Source organism: Paenibacillus rhizolycopersici (genome assembly GCF_014947195.2).
Taxonomy (GTDB): Bacteria; Bacillota; Bacilli; order Paenibacillales; family Paenibacillaceae; genus Fontibacillus; species Fontibacillus rhizolycopersici.
The window spans coordinates 13,612-31,042 of the sequence record NZ_JADCNN020000020.1 but is presented as its reverse complement, the minus strand read 5'-3'; the positions used below and the strand labels follow the sequence as shown (position 1 = coordinate 31,042).

General features: G+C 54.9%; 15 protein-coding genes. 14 read left to right on the top strand and 1 reads right to left on the bottom strand.

Going from position 1 to position 17,431, the window contains the following annotated elements; all coding sequences use genetic code 11:
* Nucleotides 1-36 precede the first annotated feature (36 nt).
* The 11 genes from IM700_RS18115 to IM700_RS18065 all read left to right on the top strand — a co-directional run bounded on the left by IM700_RS18115 (nucleotide 37) and on the right by IM700_RS18065 (nucleotide 12,428).
* On the top strand, nucleotides 37-1,485 hold the full coding sequence (locus IM700_RS18115; RefSeq protein ID WP_193416612.1) for a CoA-acylating methylmalonate-semialdehyde dehydrogenase: 1,449 nt from the start codon (nucleotides 37-39) through the stop codon (nucleotides 1,483-1,485).
* Between the two features lie 27 nt (nucleotides 1,486-1,512).
* Nucleotides 1,513-2,562, top strand: coding sequence for an inositol 2-dehydrogenase (gene iolG, locus IM700_RS18110; protein ID WP_193416611.1), 1,050 nt, complete (start codon nucleotides 1,513-1,515; stop codon nucleotides 2,560-2,562).
* 4 nt (nucleotides 2,563-2,566) lie between these two features.
* Nucleotides 2,567-3,403: a 5-deoxy-glucuronate isomerase gene (iolB, locus tag IM700_RS18105; RefSeq protein ID WP_193416610.1), complete on the top strand. Its 837-nt coding sequence runs from the start codon at nucleotides 2,567-2,569 to the stop codon at nucleotides 3,401-3,403.
* A 90-nt stretch (nucleotides 3,404-3,493) separates the two neighbouring features.
* A complete protein-coding gene (locus IM700_RS18100) occupies nucleotides 3,494-4,522 on the top strand; it encodes a LacI family DNA-binding transcriptional regulator (protein ID WP_193416609.1) in 1,029 nt (342 codons plus the stop codon).
* A 389-nt stretch (nucleotides 4,523-4,911) separates the two neighbouring features.
* The gene (locus IM700_RS18095) at nucleotides 4,912-6,882 is read left to right on the top strand and encodes an ABC transporter substrate-binding protein (protein ID WP_193416608.1); all 1,971 of its coding nucleotides are present in this window, start codon (nucleotides 4,912-4,914) and stop codon (nucleotides 6,880-6,882) included.
* A 101-nt stretch (nucleotides 6,883-6,983) separates the two neighbouring features.
* Nucleotides 6,984-7,982, top strand: coding sequence for an ABC transporter permease (locus tag IM700_RS18090; RefSeq protein WP_193416607.1), 999 nt, complete (start codon nucleotides 6,984-6,986; stop codon nucleotides 7,980-7,982).
* Between the two features lie 2 nt (nucleotides 7,983-7,984).
* Entirely contained in the window at nucleotides 7,985-9,148 is a 1,164-nt protein-coding gene (locus IM700_RS18085) for an ABC transporter permease (protein WP_193416606.1), read from the top strand.
* 34 nt (nucleotides 9,149-9,182) lie between these two features.
* A complete protein-coding gene (locus tag IM700_RS18080) occupies nucleotides 9,183-10,232 on the top strand; it encodes an ABC transporter ATP-binding protein (RefSeq protein ID WP_193416605.1) in 1,050 nt (349 codons plus the stop codon).
* Nucleotides 10,229-11,248 carry an ABC transporter ATP-binding protein gene (locus tag IM700_RS18075; RefSeq protein WP_193416604.1) on the top strand — a complete coding sequence of 340 codons (1,020 nt, stop codon included), beginning with the start codon at nucleotides 10,229-10,231 and terminating at the stop codon, nucleotides 11,246-11,248. The genes IM700_RS18080 and IM700_RS18075 overlap by 4 nt, the downstream gene beginning before the upstream one ends.
* The gene (locus IM700_RS18070) at nucleotides 11,241-11,825 is read left to right on the top strand and encodes an HAD family hydrolase (RefSeq protein ID WP_193416603.1); all 585 of its coding nucleotides are present in this window, start codon (nucleotides 11,241-11,243) and stop codon (nucleotides 11,823-11,825) included. The genes IM700_RS18075 and IM700_RS18070 overlap by 8 nt, the downstream gene beginning before the upstream one ends.
* Before the next feature lie 81 nt (nucleotides 11,826-11,906).
* Nucleotides 11,907-12,428, top strand: coding sequence for an MgtC/SapB family protein (locus tag IM700_RS18065; RefSeq protein ID WP_339819900.1), 522 nt, complete (start codon nucleotides 11,907-11,909; stop codon nucleotides 12,426-12,428).
* A 110-nt stretch (nucleotides 12,429-12,538) separates the two neighbouring features.
* On the opposite strand, the gene IM700_RS18060 is transcribed toward IM700_RS18065, so the two are convergent.
* Nucleotides 12,539-13,804: a BaiN/RdsA family NAD(P)/FAD-dependent oxidoreductase gene (locus IM700_RS18060; protein ID WP_193416602.1), complete on the bottom strand. Its 1,266-nt coding sequence runs from the start codon at nucleotides 13,802-13,804 to the stop codon at nucleotides 12,539-12,541.
* Nucleotides 13,805-13,933: 129 nt separating this feature from the next.
* On the opposite strand from IM700_RS18060, the gene IM700_RS18055 reads away from it, so the two are divergent.
* The 3 genes from IM700_RS18055 to nadE all read left to right on the top strand — a co-directional run bounded on the left by IM700_RS18055 (nucleotide 13,934) and on the right by nadE (nucleotide 17,158).
* On the top strand, nucleotides 13,934-15,631 hold the full coding sequence (locus IM700_RS18055) for an ATP-binding protein (RefSeq protein WP_193416601.1): 1,698 nt from the start codon (nucleotides 13,934-13,936) through the stop codon (nucleotides 15,629-15,631).
* Between the two features lie 144 nt (nucleotides 15,632-15,775).
* Nucleotides 15,776-16,210, top strand: a complete 435-nt coding sequence (locus tag IM700_RS18050; RefSeq protein WP_155607246.1) for a BrxA/BrxB family bacilliredoxin — start codon at nucleotides 15,776-15,778, stop codon at nucleotides 16,208-16,210.
* A 138-nt stretch (nucleotides 16,211-16,348) separates the two neighbouring features.
* Complete coding sequence (gene nadE, locus IM700_RS18045) at nucleotides 16,349-17,158, top strand: ammonia-dependent NAD(+) synthetase (RefSeq protein WP_193416600.1); 810 nt, start codon at nucleotides 16,349-16,351, stop codon at nucleotides 17,156-17,158.
* The last annotated feature ends 273 nt before the right edge of the window (nucleotides 17,159-17,431 follow it).

Here is a 17,431-nt window from a genome sequence, read left to right as displayed (position 1 = left end):
GTGTGCCGGCCTATAGAAACGGGGAGAACATGGGCTATGAACTCAACGCTTAAGAACTGGATCGGCGGACAATGGATTGCGTCCGCATCCAGCCAGACGGAGGATGTCTACAACCCGGCAACGGGAGAATCGCTGGCGAAGGTACCGTTATCCACGCCGGCGGATGTTGATGTGGCGGTTACCGCCGCGGCGGAGGCTTACGCGGCCTGGAGCCAGACGCCCGTCCCGCGACGCGCGCGAGTGCTGTTCAGGTATCAGCAGCTACTCGTAGAGCATTGGGATGAATTGGCCCGACTTATTACGCTGGAGAACGGCAAAAGCTTCGGCGAAGCCCATGGTGAGGTGCTGCGCGGCATCGAGTGCGTGGAATTCGCCGCAGGCGCGCCTACGCTCATGATGGGGAAACAGCTGCCGGACATCGCTTCCAACCTTGAATCCGGCATGTACCGCTATCCGCTGGGGGCCGTTGGCGGCATTACGCCATTTAATTTCCCGATGATGGTACCTTGCTGGATGTTCCCGCTAGCCATCGCGTGCGGCAATACCTTCGTGCTCAAGCCGTCCGAGCGGACGCCGCTGCTGGCGAACCGACTGGCTGAGCTGTTTCATGAGGCCGGCTTACCGTCAGGCGTACTGAACGTCGTACACGGCGCGCATGATGTCGTGAACGGTTTGCTGCGGCATCCCGGCGTCAAGGCGATCTCGTTCGTCGGATCGCAGCCGGTCGCCGAATACGTGTACACGACCGGCGCGGCAAATGGCAAACGCGTTCAGGCATTGGCCGGGGCCAAGAACCATTCGATCGTCATGCCGGACGCGGATCTGGACCTTGCGGTCAAGGAAATCGTGAGCGCGGCGTTCGGCTCGGCGGGTGAGCGCTGCATGGCTTGTGCCGTTGTCATCGCCGTTGGCAAGATCGCGGATGACCTCGTCGCCAGGCTGTCCGCCGCCGCAGATAAGATAACGATCGGCAACGGTCTCGACGAAGGCGTGTTCCTTGGCCCGGTCATCCGGCAGACGCACAAGGAACGGACGATCCGCTATATCGAAAGCGGCGTCGCCGAAGGAGCAGTGCTCGTCAGAGACGGTCGCGGCGTTGATGCGGCCAGCGAAGATGGCTACTTCCTCGGCCCAACGATCTTCGATCGGGTGAACGGCGAGATGGCGATCGGCCGGGAGGAGATATTCGCGCCGGTCTTGTCGGTTATGCGGGCCGAGACGCTCCAGGAAGCGGTCGAGATCGCCAATCGCTCGGAGTTCGCAAACGGCGCTTGCTTGTTCACGAGCAGCGGCGCCAGCGTTCGTAAGTTCCGGGAGACGATCGACGCCGGAATGCTTGGAATCAATTTGGGCGTTCCTGCTCCGATGGCATTTTTCCCGTTCTCCGGTTACAAGAATTCATTCTACGGCGACCTGCATGCGAACGGCACAGACGGGGTCGAATTTTATACGCGCAAAAAAATGGTGACCGCTCGCTGGTCGTGACCAGGCTGAAGCAGGGGGAGAGACTACATGGACAAAATAAGGATTGGCGTCATCGGTGTCGGGAGAATCGGCAAAATCCACGTCGATAATCTGAGAAAGCTGCAGCAAGCGGAGGTCGTCGCAATCAGCGATTTGTACGCGAATGCCGAATTGGTGGAATGGGCGCAGGAGAGGGATATTCCGATCGTAACGGCCGACAGCAACGCGATTATTCATCATCCCGATATCGATGCGATCTTTATCTGCTCGTCCACAGACAGCCATGTTCCGCTCATCGAGAGCGCCGCGAGAAGCGGCAAGCATATTTTTTGCGAGAAGCCGATCAGCATGGATATCCGGCAGACGGAGGAAGCGCTGGAGGAAGTGCGCCGCGCCGGCGTGAAGCTGCAGGTTGGCTTCAATCGTCGCTTTGACCACAATTTCCGCCGAGTTCGGGAGCATGTCGAGTCGGGAGCGATCGGCGATGTACACCTCATTAAAATTACGTCCCGCGACCCGAGTCCGCCTCCGGAATCCTATATCGCGGTATCCGGCGGTATCTTCATGGATATGATGATCCATGACTTTGATATGGCGCGTTATTTGTCCGGCAGCGAGGTAGAGGAAGTGTTCGCATACGGCGGCGTGCTCGTCGACCCTGTATTTGCGAAATACGAGGATGTCGATACGGCCGTCGTGACGCTGCGCTTCGCAAATGGTGCGCTTGGCGTCATCGATTGCAGTCGTCAAGCGGCGTACGGCTACGACCAGCGCGTGGAAGCGTTCGGCAACCTTGGAGCGGCCAGCGCTGACAACGATCACGCAAATACGGTGGCACTCAGCACGTCGGAAGGCGTGCATGGCGACAAGCCGTTGCACTTCTTCCTGGAGCGTTATAACGAGGCCTACGTGCTGGAGACGCAGCAATTTGTAGACAGTGTGCTAAGTGGCAATTCGGTTCCGGTTAACGGGGAGGACGGCTGGCAAGCGGAGCGGATCGCTCGGGCGGCGAAGCTGTCGCTCCGGGAGCGCCGAATTGTCAAGCTGTCGGAGCTGGACATCGCCGGATCCATCCATGCCGGATGCGAAGGGAGATGAGGGAATGTCGAACTTGATCGTTCGTCCCGACACGGGAGTGTCGGGGGAACACCCCTTGTTATCGGTTACGCCAGAGTCTGCCGGTTGGAGTTATGTCGGGTTTGACGTACATCGGCTGAATCCTGGGGAGAGAATCGAAAGGGATACGGAGGAACGCGAGTACTGCCTCGTCATATTGGAAGGGAAGGTAAATGTATCTACCGCGGAGTCCACGTGGGAGGCGATCGGCGAGCGAATGAGCGTATTCGAACGCATTCCTCCGCATGCAGTTTACGTGCCGGGCGGCAATCGGTACCAAGTCGAGGCTTTGACCGAAACGGAGCTGGCGATCTGCCATGCGCCGGATCGGAACGGCGGCCATCCGGCGCGCTGGATTGGGCCGGAGGATATCCGCGTCGAAGTCAGGGGAGAAGGCGCGACGAGACGTGATATTCACCATATTTTGCCCGAACAGCAATCCGCGGACAGCCTGCTTGTCGTCGAGGTGTTTACACCTCCGGGACATTGGTCCAGCTATCCCCCGCACAAGCACGACCAAGACGCCCTGCCGGATGAATCGCTTCTGGAGGAGACGTATTATTACCGGGTGAATCCGCCGCAGGGGTTTGCCGTTCAACGCGTATACACGGACGACGGCTCGCTCGACTCGACGCTTGCGGTGAAGAACGGCGAGACGGTGCTCGTGCCAAAGGGGTATCATCCGGTATCTGCGCCTCCGGGGTATGAGGTCTACTATCTTAACGTCATGGCCGGCCCTGTTCGCGTTTGGAGGATTCACAACGATCCGGACCACGCATGGACGCTTGATCCGCTGCGCACGCGTGAGGACAGACAAGAATGAACATTTGCAAAGGGAAAGAAATCATCGGATAATAGCACAATAGAGCGGCAACGCTCGTACGAATTCATCCGATTATGAACGAGGTTGGGTATGAAAGCGACAACGATTTACGACGTAGCCAAGGAAGCGGGAGTGTCCATTGCGACCGTCTCCAACGTCATTAACGGCAAAGGCAACGTAGGCAAGAAGAAGCGAGAAGAAATATTTAAGGTGATGAACCGTCTCCAATACAAGCCAAGCGTCATCGCTTCCGCCTTGATGGGGAAGAAGACGTATACGCTGGGGCTTCTGATTCCCGATGTGTCGAATCCGTTCTTCTCCGAAATTGCCCGGGCCGTGGAGGACATGGCCCATGAGGAAGGATACAGCGTGATCGTGTGCAGCACGGATAATAATGATGAACGCATCGAGAAGTATATCAAGCTACTGGAGCAGAAAAGCGTCGACGGCGTTCTGATTGGCACCGGTGTGGAAAACGCGAACATCATCGCTCAACTGTCCGAGAATTCCGTTCCGATCGTCATGATCGCCCGGGAGACGCCGGACATCGCCGTGCATAGCGTGCTGACGGATGACTTCAAAGGCGGCTCGTTGGCTGCCGGACATCTGCTGCAGCTGGGGCACGAGAACATAGCGATCTTGTCCGAGAACGCCAAATTTAGCAGCAGTAAAGAGCGTGTGAGAGGGTTTCGGTTTGCCTTGTTCGAGGCGGGCAAAACGCTGGACGATGAACGGATCGTCGCCTGCCGTTCCACGATCAAGGACGGCAAACGAGCGGCAGAGTTATTGCTTGGCGGGCCGAATCCGCCAACGGCGATCTTCTGCTGCAATGACATGCTGGCGATCGGGGCGTTGCAGGCGGCCAGGGAATGCGGCGTTCGCGTTCCTGAGAAGTTGTCGATCATCGGCTTTGACAACACGATTTTATCAACCGTCACGAACCCGTCGCTGACAACGATCGCCCAGCCGACGGATGAAATGGCTAAGCTTGCCTTCGGCTTGCTCCTCTCTTCGCCGGACGGGGTGACAGACGCCATCAGACAACGGATCGTGATGCAACCCAAGCTCGTCGTCCGGGAATCCACAGGTCCATCACTGCACGAAGCCGCCGGCCGTTAAGGCCGGCCTAGGGCATCGTGCCCAACCTACATCATCGCAATCTCCACACACCAACGCATTTCGTTCTATCCATCGTAATTCCCACACACCATCTAGTCGAACCCATCATAATCTCCGCATGAAATGCATCTTGCCAGACATCATTGCCTTTTCCAAACACCGACGCAGTGCGCATCACTTCATTTAGAATCGAATGAATTTTGCTTAAACCATAATGTAAAGCGCTTACATTAAACGAGGTGAGCAAAGATCCCAATCCAACGGCCCGGATAAGGACCTATTTGAAGCTACTCCTAACAGCTGGGGAGGTGAGGCCGGAGCGCGCGAAGTGTTAAAGTGACAGCAAGAAGGAGCAGGACAGGACGTTAAATCATTAATGGAGGGGTTATATGAAAAAGTCCGGAATGTTGTGGGCACTTCTTTTAACGATAGCTGTCATATTCGCGGGATGCGATGAGAATAACGCGGCGGCGCCCGACACTGCGAAGTCTAACGATTCCCAGAAGGCCGAAGAATCGAAGCCCGTGGCTAGCGGTGTCAGTGCGAACAGTAAGGAAGCTCCCGCGCTCGCTAAACTCGTGGAGGAGGGGAAGCTGCCAAAGCTGGAAGAGCGGATGCCGGCAGCAGGGGACGTTATGGTCGAGCAGGTCGCCCAGGAAATCGGCCAATACGGCGGAGACTGGACGATGGCTTGGACGGGACCTGGCGACAAATGGGCCGTCGGACAGCCGACGGAGGAAGCCTTGTTCCGCTTCAACGCGGACGGTACTGGGGTTGAGCCAAACGTTGCCAAGAGCTACGAGGTGAATGAGGACTCCACGGTGTTCACGATCCATCTGCGTAAAGGCATGAAATGGTCGGACGGCGTGCCGTTTACGGCCGACGACGTGTTGTTTTATTGGGAGCACATGCTGACCAAGGAAACGTTCGGCAAGAAGATCTATGACGCCTACTATTCGGTTGATCCGATAACGGGTGAGAAAGCGCTGGCCGAAGTGAAGAAGGTTGACGACTATACGTTCACCGTTACGCACAAGTATCCGAGCGTGCAATTCCTCGAGCGGGTCGCGATTGATAATAAGTGGTTCTTCGCGCCGGCACACTTCCACAAGACAATTCTTCCAGAGTTCGTCGGCGAGGCGAAAACAGCTGAAATTGCCAAGGAATGGGGGTATGAGGATACGAAAGCGTTTCTCGTTGATACCGGTTACTACTACTGGCTGCACCCACAAATTCCAACGCTGCGCGCCTGGGTTGCAAGCACAGATCCGAATAGCGACCAGTTCGTGATGCAGCGCAATCCGTACTACTGGAAAACCGACTCCGAAGGCCATCAACTGCCTTACTTGGATCGCATTGTCGTGACGAAAGTTCAAGATCCGAGCCAAATTCTGCTCGGTACGCTGGCTGGCAACTATAATTTGGCGACTTACGGCGCGAAAGACTTTACGATTCTGAAGGAAAACGAGAAGAAGGGGGACTTCCGCGTCCTGCCGTGGACGCAGCCAAGCTGGACGAGTGCGGGTATCCAGCTGAACCAGACCACGAAAGATCCGAAGCTGCGCCAGCTGTTCCAGGATATCCGCTTCCGCGAGGCGCTCTCGATCGGGGTTGATCGCAACGAGATAACCGAAATCGTGACCAACGGCATCGCCGACCCGGTTCAGGCTTCTGTTCCGGAAGGCGTGTTCGGCTACCAGGAGGGATGGGCACAGAAGTGGGCCGAGTTCGACCCGGACCGCGCGAACCAGTTGCTGGATGAAATTGGCTTGAAACGCGGCAAGGATGGCTTCCGCACGTTCCCGGACGGATCGGATCTTACCTTGACTGATATTGAATCGAGTACGAACGCAGACTCCTTCTTGGAGCTGTTGAAGAAGTATTTCGAAGATATGGGATTGAAGTTTAACGTCAAGGTCGTCGAGTCCGGCGCGTTTACGGATATGAAGTACGCGAATGAAGTCCCCATTAACACCGAAGCGATTTCCGTGGCGAACGTTGCATTCCGTCCGGATACGCTCGTACCGCTGCGCGTTATCACGCCATGGTTCGGACATTACGGTTTGTATACGGAGTCGGGCGGCAAAGAGGGCGTGAAGCCGGAAGGCGATGTCGCCAAAATCCTTGAGCTCTGGTCACAACTGAAAGCCAGCAACTCCAAGGATGAGATCAACCGCATAGCCGGCGAGATCTATAAAGTTCATATGGATAATCAATGGGTGATCGGCTACGCCGGTCCGACGCCGACGCTGGTTGTGGCCAGCAATAAGATGCGGAATGTTCCCGAGAAGGCCGTGTGGGCGGACGAATTCCGTTCCTTAGGTCACGGGCATCCGGCGCAGTTTTATCTGAAGCAGTAACTCGGTAACACAGGGAGGCGGCGGCGGGGAATCCAAGTTTCACGTTGCCGCGTCTCCATGCCGGGAACGCGCGAAATCGCATTGGAGGGGACAGATCACAGATGCTTCAATATATTCTCAAGCGCATTTTATTGGCCATTCCCGTCGTCATCCTGATCTCGTTTATCGTCTTCTATATTATCCAACTGCCTCCCGGGGACTACGTGTCCACCTATGCGGCGCAAATGGCGGCCGCGGGCGACAACATGACGGCGGAGGAAATGGATGAGATGAGAGATAACCTGGGGCTAAGCGGTCCGGTATACGAGCAATATGCGGTCTGGATCAAAAAAATCGTACTGCACGGCGATTTCGGCTTTTCGTTTAGCTACAACAAACCGGTTCTAGATGTTGTCAAGCAGTATATGGGCCTTACGCTCGTCGTCTCGTTCGTTACGTTGTTTTTTCATTATATCGTTGCGATCCCTATCGGTATCTATACCGCCGTGAAGCAGTATTCCGCAGGGGACTATTTCTTCTCGGGAATCAGCTTTATCGGCATGGCGACACCGAACTTCCTGCTGGCTATAATTCTGATGTTCTTCTCCTACAAATGGTTTGGGGACCCGTTGCTGGGACTGTTCTCGCCCGAATATGTCAATGCGCCGTGGTCTATGGATAAAGTCGTCGATTTGATGAAGCACTTAATCATCCCGGTCATCGTTATCGGGATTGCCCATACCGCGGATCTGATCCGCGTCATGAGAGGCCAGATGCTCGACGAACTGAATAAGCCGAATATCGTAACCGCCCGCGCGAAGGGCGTATCGAATCTGAAAATTCTGTTCAAATATCCGACACGCGCTGCCTTAAACCCGATCGTAAGTACGCTCGGCTGGTCGCTGTCTTCCATTTTTACGGGTTCGACCATTACCGCGATCGTACTGAATCTTCCGATCCAAGGGCCGGTTATGTACAATGCCCTGCTGGGCCAAGACATGTACTTAGCCGGATCATGGCTGCTGTTTATGGCGTTGCTCACCGTGCTGGGAACGTTGATCTCGGATATTTTGTTGGCTTGGCTTGATCCAAAAATCCGTACAGAGTTCAGAGGTAACTAACGATGAACACATCGACGATATTTAAGAAGAAAGTTCCGACAACCGCCAAAGTCCCAAGGCCGGGCAAGCAGGACGACAAATCGGACCTGAACTACAGCTCGCAATGGAAGCTGATGTACTTGCGGTTCAAGAGGCACAAGCTGGCACGGGTCAGCCTGGTTATTCTCGGGATCCTGTATATTGTCGCGCTGCTGGCCCAATTCATCGCGCCGTATAGCCTGCAAAGCTATGACAGTAAATACGTTAACGCGCCGCCGACACTGCCGCGCTTCGTTGACGCCGAGGGGAAATTCCATCTTCGTCCCTTTGTCTATGAATTAAAATCCGAGCGTGATCCCGAGACGATGCGCAAAATATTCGTCAATAACGAGGAGAAGAGATATCCGCTGCAATTGTTTGTCAAAGGAGAGGAATATAAATTTCTCGGCTTGTTCCGCACCGACGTCCACCTGCTGGGGGTCGAGCAGCCGGGCCGGATTTTCATGCTCGGAACGGACGGTATGGGCCGGGATTTATTCTCCCGCATTGTGCTTGGCAGTCAAATCTCGCTGTCGATCCCGCTGGTCGGGGTAGGCATCAGCTTCGTAATCGGCCTCATTCTCGGCGGAATCTCCGGCTACTTCGGTGGCTGGATTGATTCGCTTATCCAACGGATCATCGAGATTATCCGCTCGTTCCCGACGCTTCCGTTGTGGATGGCGTTATCGGCAGCGATACCGCCGCGCATTCCGGTCGTCACGATGTATCTCTACATCGTGATCATCTTCGCGCTGATCGGTTGGACCGATCTGGCGCGTGTCGTCCGAGGCAAGTTCATCTCGTTGAAAAATGAAGACTACGTCGTCGCAGCCAAAATCGCCGGGGTCAGCGATACGAAAATTATTATTAAGCATCTGCTGCCGGGCTTCATCAGCTACCTTGTCGTTGCGACGACGCTGGCGATTCCCGGCATGATTCTCTCCGAAACGGCGATGAGCTTCCTGGGCCTTGGCATCCGTTCCCCTGCCACAAGTTGGGGCGTGTTGCTGCAGGAAGCCCAGCAGATTGAGAACGTCGCCCTGTATCCGTGGAAGCTGTTCCCGCTTGGCATCGTCATTCTGACCGTGCTGACCTACAACTTCCTGGGCGACGGGATGCGCGATGCCGCCGATCCGTATAAGAAATGATTCAACGATACTTTGAAGCGAGCGAGGGGACCGTATGACGACGCAACCATTAGCAACCGAGCAGCCTCTGCTCTCGGTCCGAAATCTGAAGATCCGTATCCAGCTGGACAACGGCATCATGAATGCTGTGGATGGGGTCGATTTTGACATACGTAAAGGGAAGACGCTGGGGCTCGTTGGTGAGTCCGGCTGCGGCAAAAGCTTAACCAGCCGATCACTCCTCCACCTCAATCCGAAGGAGTGCGAGACGTCGGGCTCGATTGTTTATCGCCCTTCCGACGGCAAGGGGGCGAAGGAGATGGACATGGACATTCTCTCCTTAGAACCCAACGGGAAGGCGATCCGCTCCATTCGCGGCCGGAGAATCTCCATGATCTTTCAGGAGCCGATGACGGCGTTCTCTCCGATGTATACGATCGGCAACCAGATCGTGGAGGCCATTCGCATCCACCGAACGAAGGACAAGAAGGAAGCCAAAAACATTGCGCTCGAGATGTTATCCAAGGTCGGCATTTCGGACGAGGAGAAGCGGTATGATCAATATCCGCATGAGTTCTCCGGGGGGATGCGGCAGCGCGCGATGATATCGATGGCGTTGTCATGTAATCCCGAGCTTTTAATCGCCGACGAGCCGACAACAGCGTTAGATGTGACGATTCAGGCGCAGGTGCTTGAACTGATGCGCGCGCTTCAGCAGGAGTTCGGCATGTCGATTCTGCTGGTTACGCACGATCTTGGCATTATCGCGCAGATGTGTGACGAGGTTGCGGTCATGTACCTGGGCAAAATCGTTGAGCAGGCGCCGGTGAAGGAATTGTTCCGCAATCCGAAACATCCTTACACCAAAGGCCTGATGAGATCGATGCCGCGGCTTGGAGGCGGCAAGGATAAGCGGCTGGAGTCCATCGAAGGCTCGGTGCCGATGGCGATCGACATGCCGCCGATGTGCGGCTTCTATGAACGCTGTAAGGACCGCATCGAAGGGGTGTGTAATGCGTCTGCCGTTCCGATGACCTCGATTTCCGAGGATCATACCGTCAGATGCTTCCTGTATTCGGAGTCGGAAGGAGGCGAATCGCCATGACGAACGCCATGCTCGACGTCGTCGAGTTGAACAAGGAATTTCAGGTGAAGCCGAAGTCGGCGAAGTTATTCGCTAAGCCAACGAAGGTCCAGGTGTTAAGCGATATTTCGTTCGAGTTGTACGAAGGAGAGACGCTAAGTATCGTTGGGGAATCCGGCTGCGGCAAGACGACGCTTGGCCGTTGTCTGGTCAAAGGCATCCCCGCCACCACAGGGCAAGTCATCTATCGCACCGAGGAGGATGAACAAGTTGACTTTCTGAAGTTGAAGGGAAAAGAGGCTAAGCGGCTGCGCAGAGATATTCAGATGATTTTCCAGGACCCTTACTCGTCTCTTAGCCCGCGCATGAGCGTATTCGATATTATTTCGGAGCCGCTCGTCGCCAACTTCAAGCTGAGCCGGGCGGAGGTCGAAGAGAAAGTGAAGGATATCGCGGAAAAAGCCGGCCTCAACGTCAGTTATCTGCGCCGTTATCCACATGCGTTCTCCGGCGGCCAGCGGCAGCGGATCGCGATCGCCCGCGCCCTGATCATGAAGCCGCGGTTGATCGTCTGCGATGAGGCGGTGTCCGCGTTGGACGTGTCCATTCAAGCGCAGATTATTAATCTGCTCAAAGATTTGCAGGAGCAGTTTAAGATCACATATCTATTTATTTCTCACGACTTGTCTATTGTGCAGAACATTTCAGACCGCGTCGCCGTCATGCATTTAGGACGTATTGTCGAGCTGGCGCCAACGAAGGCGTTGTTCGCAGGTCCAAAGCATCCGTACACGGAGGCGCTCATGTCAGCCGTGCCGCAGCCCGATCCGGAAGCGGACCATAGCCGTATCATTCTGGAAGGCGAGGTGCCGAACCCGGCCCATCCGCCGAGCGGCTGCCACTTCCATCCGCGTTGTGCCTACCGCACCGAGAAATGTGCGCAGCAATCGCCGGAGTTGCGGGAAATCGCAGACGGCCATTCCGTGGCCTGCCATTATGCGGAACAATTAAACTTAAGAGGTGTACGCCATGATTGAACGTGCCCCAGCCAATCCGAATCCGAGAAAGTTGATTATCTTCCTGGATTGCGGAGATACGATTATTGATGAAAGCACCGAGACAAGGGACGAGGAGGGCATCGTGCTTGACGGCCGTGTCATTCCCGGCGCGGACGTGTTGGTAAAGACGTTGGCGGAGCGGGGATTCCGGCTGGCGATAGTGGCCGACGGCGCAGCGCAATCGTTCAAAAACCTGTTGATCCGAAACGGTCTTTATGAATGCTTCGAGACGCTCATCTACTCCGAGAACATCCGTGCAACGAAGCCGAACCCGCGGATGTTCAAGGCGGCCATGGGCGCCATGGAACTGGATGAAACCGACATTACCAGAATGATTATGGTTGGCAACAACCTGAGCCGCGACGCCAAGGGAGCGAATGCGCTTGGCATCAACAGTGTGTTCCTGAGCTGGACGCCGCGGTATCCGAAGACGCCGGCAGACGATTCGGAGATCCCGCGGTATACGATTGGAACCCCGCTGGAGCTGATCGAGTTAGCGGAAAGGTTGGATGCGAACCTGTCCGAGAAAGGGAATGACGGCGAAGGGAGAGAGTGACGTAGCGCTTATGACCCAAGTTGACAACACTGCGGTGCGGCTGGCGGGCGAACCGAAGGGCTTGCCGATTGGAGGAGGGCGATGATGCGCGGGACGGAGATGCAGATGCTGGCGTTCTTTTCCGCGTATGAAATCTATTTCCGAGTGTTGATCAGCGCTCTGCTCGGACTCGTGATCGGCTTCGACCGCACGCATAAGAACAAGCCGGCGGGCGTAAAGACGTATACGTTCGTCACGCTCGCATCGGCGCTTATCACGATTGTTTCGATCGAAAGCGCCGTGCGATACGGTCATTTGCACGACCGAACGATGATGGACCCGATGCGACTTACGGCGCAAATCGTCAGCGGACTTGGCTTTCTCGGGGCAGGCCTCATTATGAAAGCCGGATTCGAGGTAAAGGGACTGACGTCCGCGGCGATGATCCTATTTGCAGGGGGCGTGGGCATCGGCGTTGGAGCCGGCTTCTACGGTATCGTGTTATTCACATTGGTGATCGCCTTTGTATTTGTACGCTTCGGCAGCTGGATCGAGCGACGGGAGCACGATCGACTAGAGGCGGACAAGTGCGACATGGATGATCATACGGATCATTCGGCTTGATAGACATCGCTAGAGAACGGGAGGAATAACCTTGGCGGCATTCGCCGCCCTGCAACGGGACGAAGCGAGCTCGAGCTCCGCGGCGTCCCTTTTGTCGTTCCGCTCGGTGGTCATCCAGCAGTTAGCGCTGCGCTGCTGCCCGCGGTGTAACCCGTTGAGAAGGCAGCAGTAATGTTATACCCGCCGGTATAACCGTGGATATCCAGAATTTCGCCGCAGAAATACAGTCCCTGCATCAGCTTTGATTGCATCGTTTTGGGATCGATTTCCTTTAAATTCACCCCGCCGCCCGTTACGAATGCTTCTTCAATGGATAACGTGCCATACACCCGAATCGGGAAACGTTTCATGAACTGGGCGAGTTGCAGCCACCTTTGCTTCGGAATGTGATCGTACGTCAGGTGGGGATCTAATTCAGCTTTCTGAAGGAGGAGTGGAATTACTTTTTCAGGCAAATAAGCTTTTAATGCGTTCTTGATCGACTTTTTAGATTCTTGTTCGGTAAGCTTCAGGGTTTCATGATAGATTTCATCCAGGCTCTTATCCGGGGCGAAATCGACGGATACTTCCACATTGCCCGTCCCAAACTGCTTCAAAGCTTTGACGACGAACTGACTGCACCGTAAAGCAATCGGTCCTGAAATCCCGAAGTGTGTGAACAGCATGTCACCTTGATGCTCGATCAACCTTTTCCCCTTGGGACTCCATACGGAAAGGGAAACGTTTCTCAAGGAGAGCCCCTGCAATTCCTTGCTTTGAATGAAGGGCTCGTTAGAGGTCAATGGAACTTCTGTTGGGAAGAGTTCCGTTATCGAGTGTCCGGCGCGTTCGGCCCAAGCATATCCGTCACCCGTTGAACCTGTATGAGGTACGGATCTTCCCCCAACAGCGACAATCACCGCCGAGCTCTCTAACACTTCCCCTGTTTTCAGCCTGACGCCGACGGTTCGACCATTATCATAGAGCACTTCCTCTACGGGGCTGTTTACTCTGATTTCGACACCTTGGGAGCGCACTTTGCTGATCAGTGCATCTACCACGGTCTTGGCTTTATCAGAAACAGGGAACATGCGCCCGTTGTCCTCTTCTTTCAGCTTGATCCCTAAATCTTCAAAGAACGCCACAATGTCTTGATTGCTGAAGGTGGTTAGAGCGCTGTAAAGGAAACGCCCATTGCCGGGAATAAACTTGATCAGTTCATCGAGCTCTTTCGCGTTGGTGACATTACATCTTCCGCCGCCAGATATGCCCAATTTTCGCCCCAGCTTGTCTCCTTTGTCCACAAGAAGCACTTTGGCACCTTGCTTGCTTGCGGCAATGGCAGCCATCAGCCCGGAGGGGCCGCCGCCGATGACGATTACGTCTACATTTTTCATGTTCGTATCCTCTCTATTTGTACTTTCTTACTATTTTCTAAACTATGCATTATTGTAAAACTTTGTCGGCTATGATTTAATCGAAACTAGAGTTGTATTCTTGTATTCTTCCGCCTGAGGAGGGAGAACGTGGATGCTGTAAAAGAGATCCTGCTTCAAGTGTTGATTGCCAGCTTGCCGGCCTTTCTGTTTCCATTGACGTTTGAGAAACGGAATTGCTACTGGCAGCACAACAACCGTACTGCCAAGGGGCAACCCTTCGCCATAGGCTTAACGTATACCTGCTTGTGCAGCACGCTGCTCTGCGATATCTTCGCCTCGCGGATAGAGGACGTTATTCCGCTGAATTTTGGAATTTTACCCCTGTTTGCCCTGATGCTGTATGGCAGGTTTCGGGACGGGGTCGCATTGGCTCTGATGCAGATCATACTCTATCCACTGTTTGCAGTAAATTACACCCTTGTTGGGTTTATCATGGAGACGGGATTACTCTTGTATCCCTTTGTTCTACTCACTTCCCGCTATTTCAAAAGGACCGGCCGACAGGGTAAAGTGGCTATTCTTTCCCTCTTCTTTATGGGTGGGGAGACGATGATCGCGTTGTCTCCATTTTTGGCCGGAAACATGTCGTTTAATTCCGATCTTGGCGCGTTATCCAATTGGCTCGTCAATGTGCTGGTGACGATGCTGGTCGGTAGCTTGTTCGTTTACATGATTGAAAGCACGATGGAGAAGGAAAAGCTCCGCGGCCAAGTGATGCAGCTGTCGCGCGAATACTTCCGGGAAGCGGAGAAGCTGCAGCAGATGATGGACGCCGCACCGCTGGGCATCGTGTTGCTGGATCAACAAGGCAATATTATATCGATAAACGACACGTTTCTCCAGTTATACCGGACGTACCGCGAGGAGTCGGAGGAGCTGCGACGCGAGGATTTGCTGCTGCGCAAGCTGAATGACGTGCTCAGCGGCGTCCCGATCGAGTCAATCGCCTCCAGGGTCGAGCAGTCGCTTGAAGGCCAAATCAAGATGACCGATTTGATCAAAGCGAACGATCATATTTATTTTACCAGTACTTCGCCGATTCAAAAAAGCCATTCCAAAGAAGTCATCGGCGCGGTGGCCATCGTTCAGGATATCACCGAATTGGAAACGCTTCGAATGGAGCTGAACCATGTGGAACGACTTAGCCTGGTCGGTCAAATGGCCGCCGGCATAACTCACGAAATCCGCAATCCAATGGCAGTGGTCCGGGGATTCCTGCAGCTAATGCGGGAGAAGAGCCCTCCGACGTTGGACCATTACTACCGGATTGTGATGGAGGAACTGGACCGGGCGAACGGCATCATCAATGACTTTCTTTCCCTTGCGCAGAATCGTCCGGTCGAAAGCGAGAAATGCCACCTCCACGACATCATCAAGGAATTGACGCCGCTGCTCTGGGCGGACGCAAACCTTCGCGGGCAAACGATCGAAGTCAAATTGGATGATTCCCTGCCGCCCTTGCTGCTGAACGCCAAGGAGATCAAGCAGCTGATCTTGAACTTATCGCGCAACGCGATGGAAGCGATGGAAGAGAAGGGACAACTGACGCTCGAGACCAAGGTGGCCGATCAAGGCGCGCTGTTGCTTGTCAGCGATACGGGACCGGGGATTCCTCCCGGGCAGCGGGAGAAACTGTTCGAGCCCTTTTTCACCACGAAAGCGAAGGGCACAGGACTCGGGCTGGCTTTATGTCTCAGTATCATTGAACGCCACGGTGGCAAAATCAGCGTTGATTCGGCGGAAGGGCAAGGCACGACGTTTACGGTATTCTTCCCGCTCTTGTAAGCCCGAATGGGTTGTGGGGAGCGATAGGGGAGAGTTGCTTTCCTTCCTTATGAATGTATAATAAAATTAATCTGGCTAGGAGCGACGCATGGCGCGGCGCTTGGGTAACAAGCCATTTCATTATTGCATAAGGAGTGATAGGTAATGTCGATGTCATTTGACCAATATATGCGAGACATGGTGCAACCGATGAGAGACGAATTGACCGTGCTGGGCGTTCAAGAGCTGCGCTTGCCGGACGAAGTCGAGGAGAAGTTGCCAAACGCGAAGGGAACGACACTGGTCGTTGTTAATTCCGTTTGCGGTTGCGCGGCGGGGCAATGCCGTCCTGGCGTTGCGAAGGCGCTGCAGCACGATCTGACGCCGGATCACTTGTTCACCGTATTCGCCGGACAAGACAAGGAAGCAACGGCAAAAGCACGCGAATATTTCGCGCCGTATCCGCCTTCTTCGCCTTCGATCGCTTTGATGAAGGACGGAGAGCTTGTCCATTTCATCGAGCGCCACCAAATTGAAGATCGTTCGGCTGAGGAAATCGCCGCCGATCTGACCAGCGCGTTCGACCGGTTCTGCCGGTAAGCAGATCCTGGCGGCGGCCGAACCGCCAGCCGCTTTCGCCCCGCCATCCGGTTTGTCCGGATGGGCCCGGGGCGTTTTTAGATTTGGGGAATGCGACTTACATAGGGTGTAATATTAAGGATGTGGAGGGATTTAAGAATGAGCTTGCAACAGGAAATCATTAAACGGTTGGGCGTAAAGCCTGTCATCGACGTGGAGGAGGAAATTCGCCGTCGCGTTGACTTCTTGAAGGAGCATGTCAAAGCTGCGCGCACGACCGGCCTCTTAATTGCCATTAGCGGCGGGATCGACAGCGCCGTGGCGACCGGCTTATGCAAAAGGGCGACAGACGAGCTGACGCAGGAAACCGGCCAACCGTATATGACGTTGGGCGTATTCCAGCCCTACGGGGAGCAGGAGGATATCGATCACAGCTACGAGGTGGCCAAGGCGTTTGGACTTGAACATACGGCGGAGACGAACATTGAGGAAGCCGTAGACGAAATGGCCCTCGAAGTCGAGCACAGTTTTAGAAAAATCGGCAAATCCCGTCACCTGAGCCCGCAAGGCAAAGGCAACATCAAGGCGCGGACGCGGATGGTTATGCAGTATGCGCTGGCATTCGAGCTTAACCTGCTTGTCGTTGGCACCGACCATGCTTCCGAGGCGATTACCGGCTTTTACACCAAATGGGGCGACGGGGCCGTTGACATCACGCCGCTTAGCTCGCTGAACAAACGTCAGGTTCGCCAGCTTGCCGCCCGCCTCGGCGTGCCGCAAAGCGTCATTGATAAGGCGCCAACCGCCGGCCTTTGGGAAGGGCAAACGGACGAGAAAGAGCTCGGAATCAGCTACGATGACAACAGCGATTATCTCGAAGGCAAGCCGGTGGATCCGGCGGTCCAAGAGCGGCTGGAGTCGTTCTATCGGAAGACGGAGCACAAGCGCAGCCCGATCCCGGGTATCTGAATACAAGAGGCGCCGGCAGAAGAAGGCCGGAGGCCAAACATCGGTATCACCACTACGCGAGCCTGGGCGCTATGCCCGGAGGCTCGCGTTTTTTTGTCTTGTGGACTTGGACTTAAGTCCAGGACAAATCCCGGACCGCGGCCTGTGGCGTTGTTAGGAGAAAACGCTATAATGCAGGGAGACATTACGAAGCGGCATGCGTGGACTCGCGGATGGAACGGCCTATGAATCTCTTTACGACTTTGTCCGTATATATAACATGATCCATGTTAT

Bases quoted from the DNA above. Each gene is read 5' to 3' on its own strand.
- IM700_RS18115 (WP_193416612.1), top strand. From the start codon at position 37: ATGAACTCAACGCTTAAGAACTGGATCGGCGGACAATGGATTGCGTCC.
- iolG (WP_193416611.1), top strand. From the start codon at position 1,513: ATGGACAAAATAAGGATTGGCGTCATCGGTGTCGGGAGAATCGGCAAA.
- iolB (WP_193416610.1), top strand. From the start codon at position 2,567: ATGTCGAACTTGATCGTTCGTCCCGACACGGGAGTGTCGGGGGAACAC.
- IM700_RS18100 (WP_193416609.1), top strand. From the start codon at position 3,494: ATGAAAGCGACAACGATTTACGACGTAGCCAAGGAAGCGGGAGTGTCC.
- IM700_RS18095 (WP_193416608.1), top strand. From the start codon at position 4,912: ATGAAAAAGTCCGGAATGTTGTGGGCACTTCTTTTAACGATAGCTGTC.
- IM700_RS18090 (WP_193416607.1), top strand. From the start codon at position 6,984: ATGCTTCAATATATTCTCAAGCGCATTTTATTGGCCATTCCCGTCGTC.
- IM700_RS18085 (WP_193416606.1), top strand. From the start codon at position 7,985: ATGAACACATCGACGATATTTAAGAAGAAAGTTCCGACAACCGCCAAA.
- IM700_RS18080 (WP_193416605.1), top strand. From the start codon at position 9,183: ATGACGACGCAACCATTAGCAACCGAGCAGCCTCTGCTCTCGGTCCGA.
- IM700_RS18075 (WP_193416604.1), top strand. From the start codon at position 10,229: ATGACGAACGCCATGCTCGACGTCGTCGAGTTGAACAAGGAATTTCAG.
- IM700_RS18070 (WP_193416603.1), top strand. From the start codon at position 11,241: ATGATTGAACGTGCCCCAGCCAATCCGAATCCGAGAAAGTTGATTATC.
- IM700_RS18065 (WP_339819900.1), top strand. From the start codon at position 11,907: ATGATGCGCGGGACGGAGATGCAGATGCTGGCGTTCTTTTCCGCGTAT.
- IM700_RS18060 (WP_193416602.1), bottom strand. From the start codon at position 13,804: ATGAAAAATGTAGACGTAATCGTCATCGGCGGCGGCCCCTCCGGGCTG.
- IM700_RS18050 (WP_155607246.1), top strand. From the start codon at position 15,776: ATGTCGATGTCATTTGACCAATATATGCGAGACATGGTGCAACCGATG.
- nadE (WP_193416600.1), top strand. From the start codon at position 16,349: ATGAGCTTGCAACAGGAAATCATTAAACGGTTGGGCGTAAAGCCTGTC.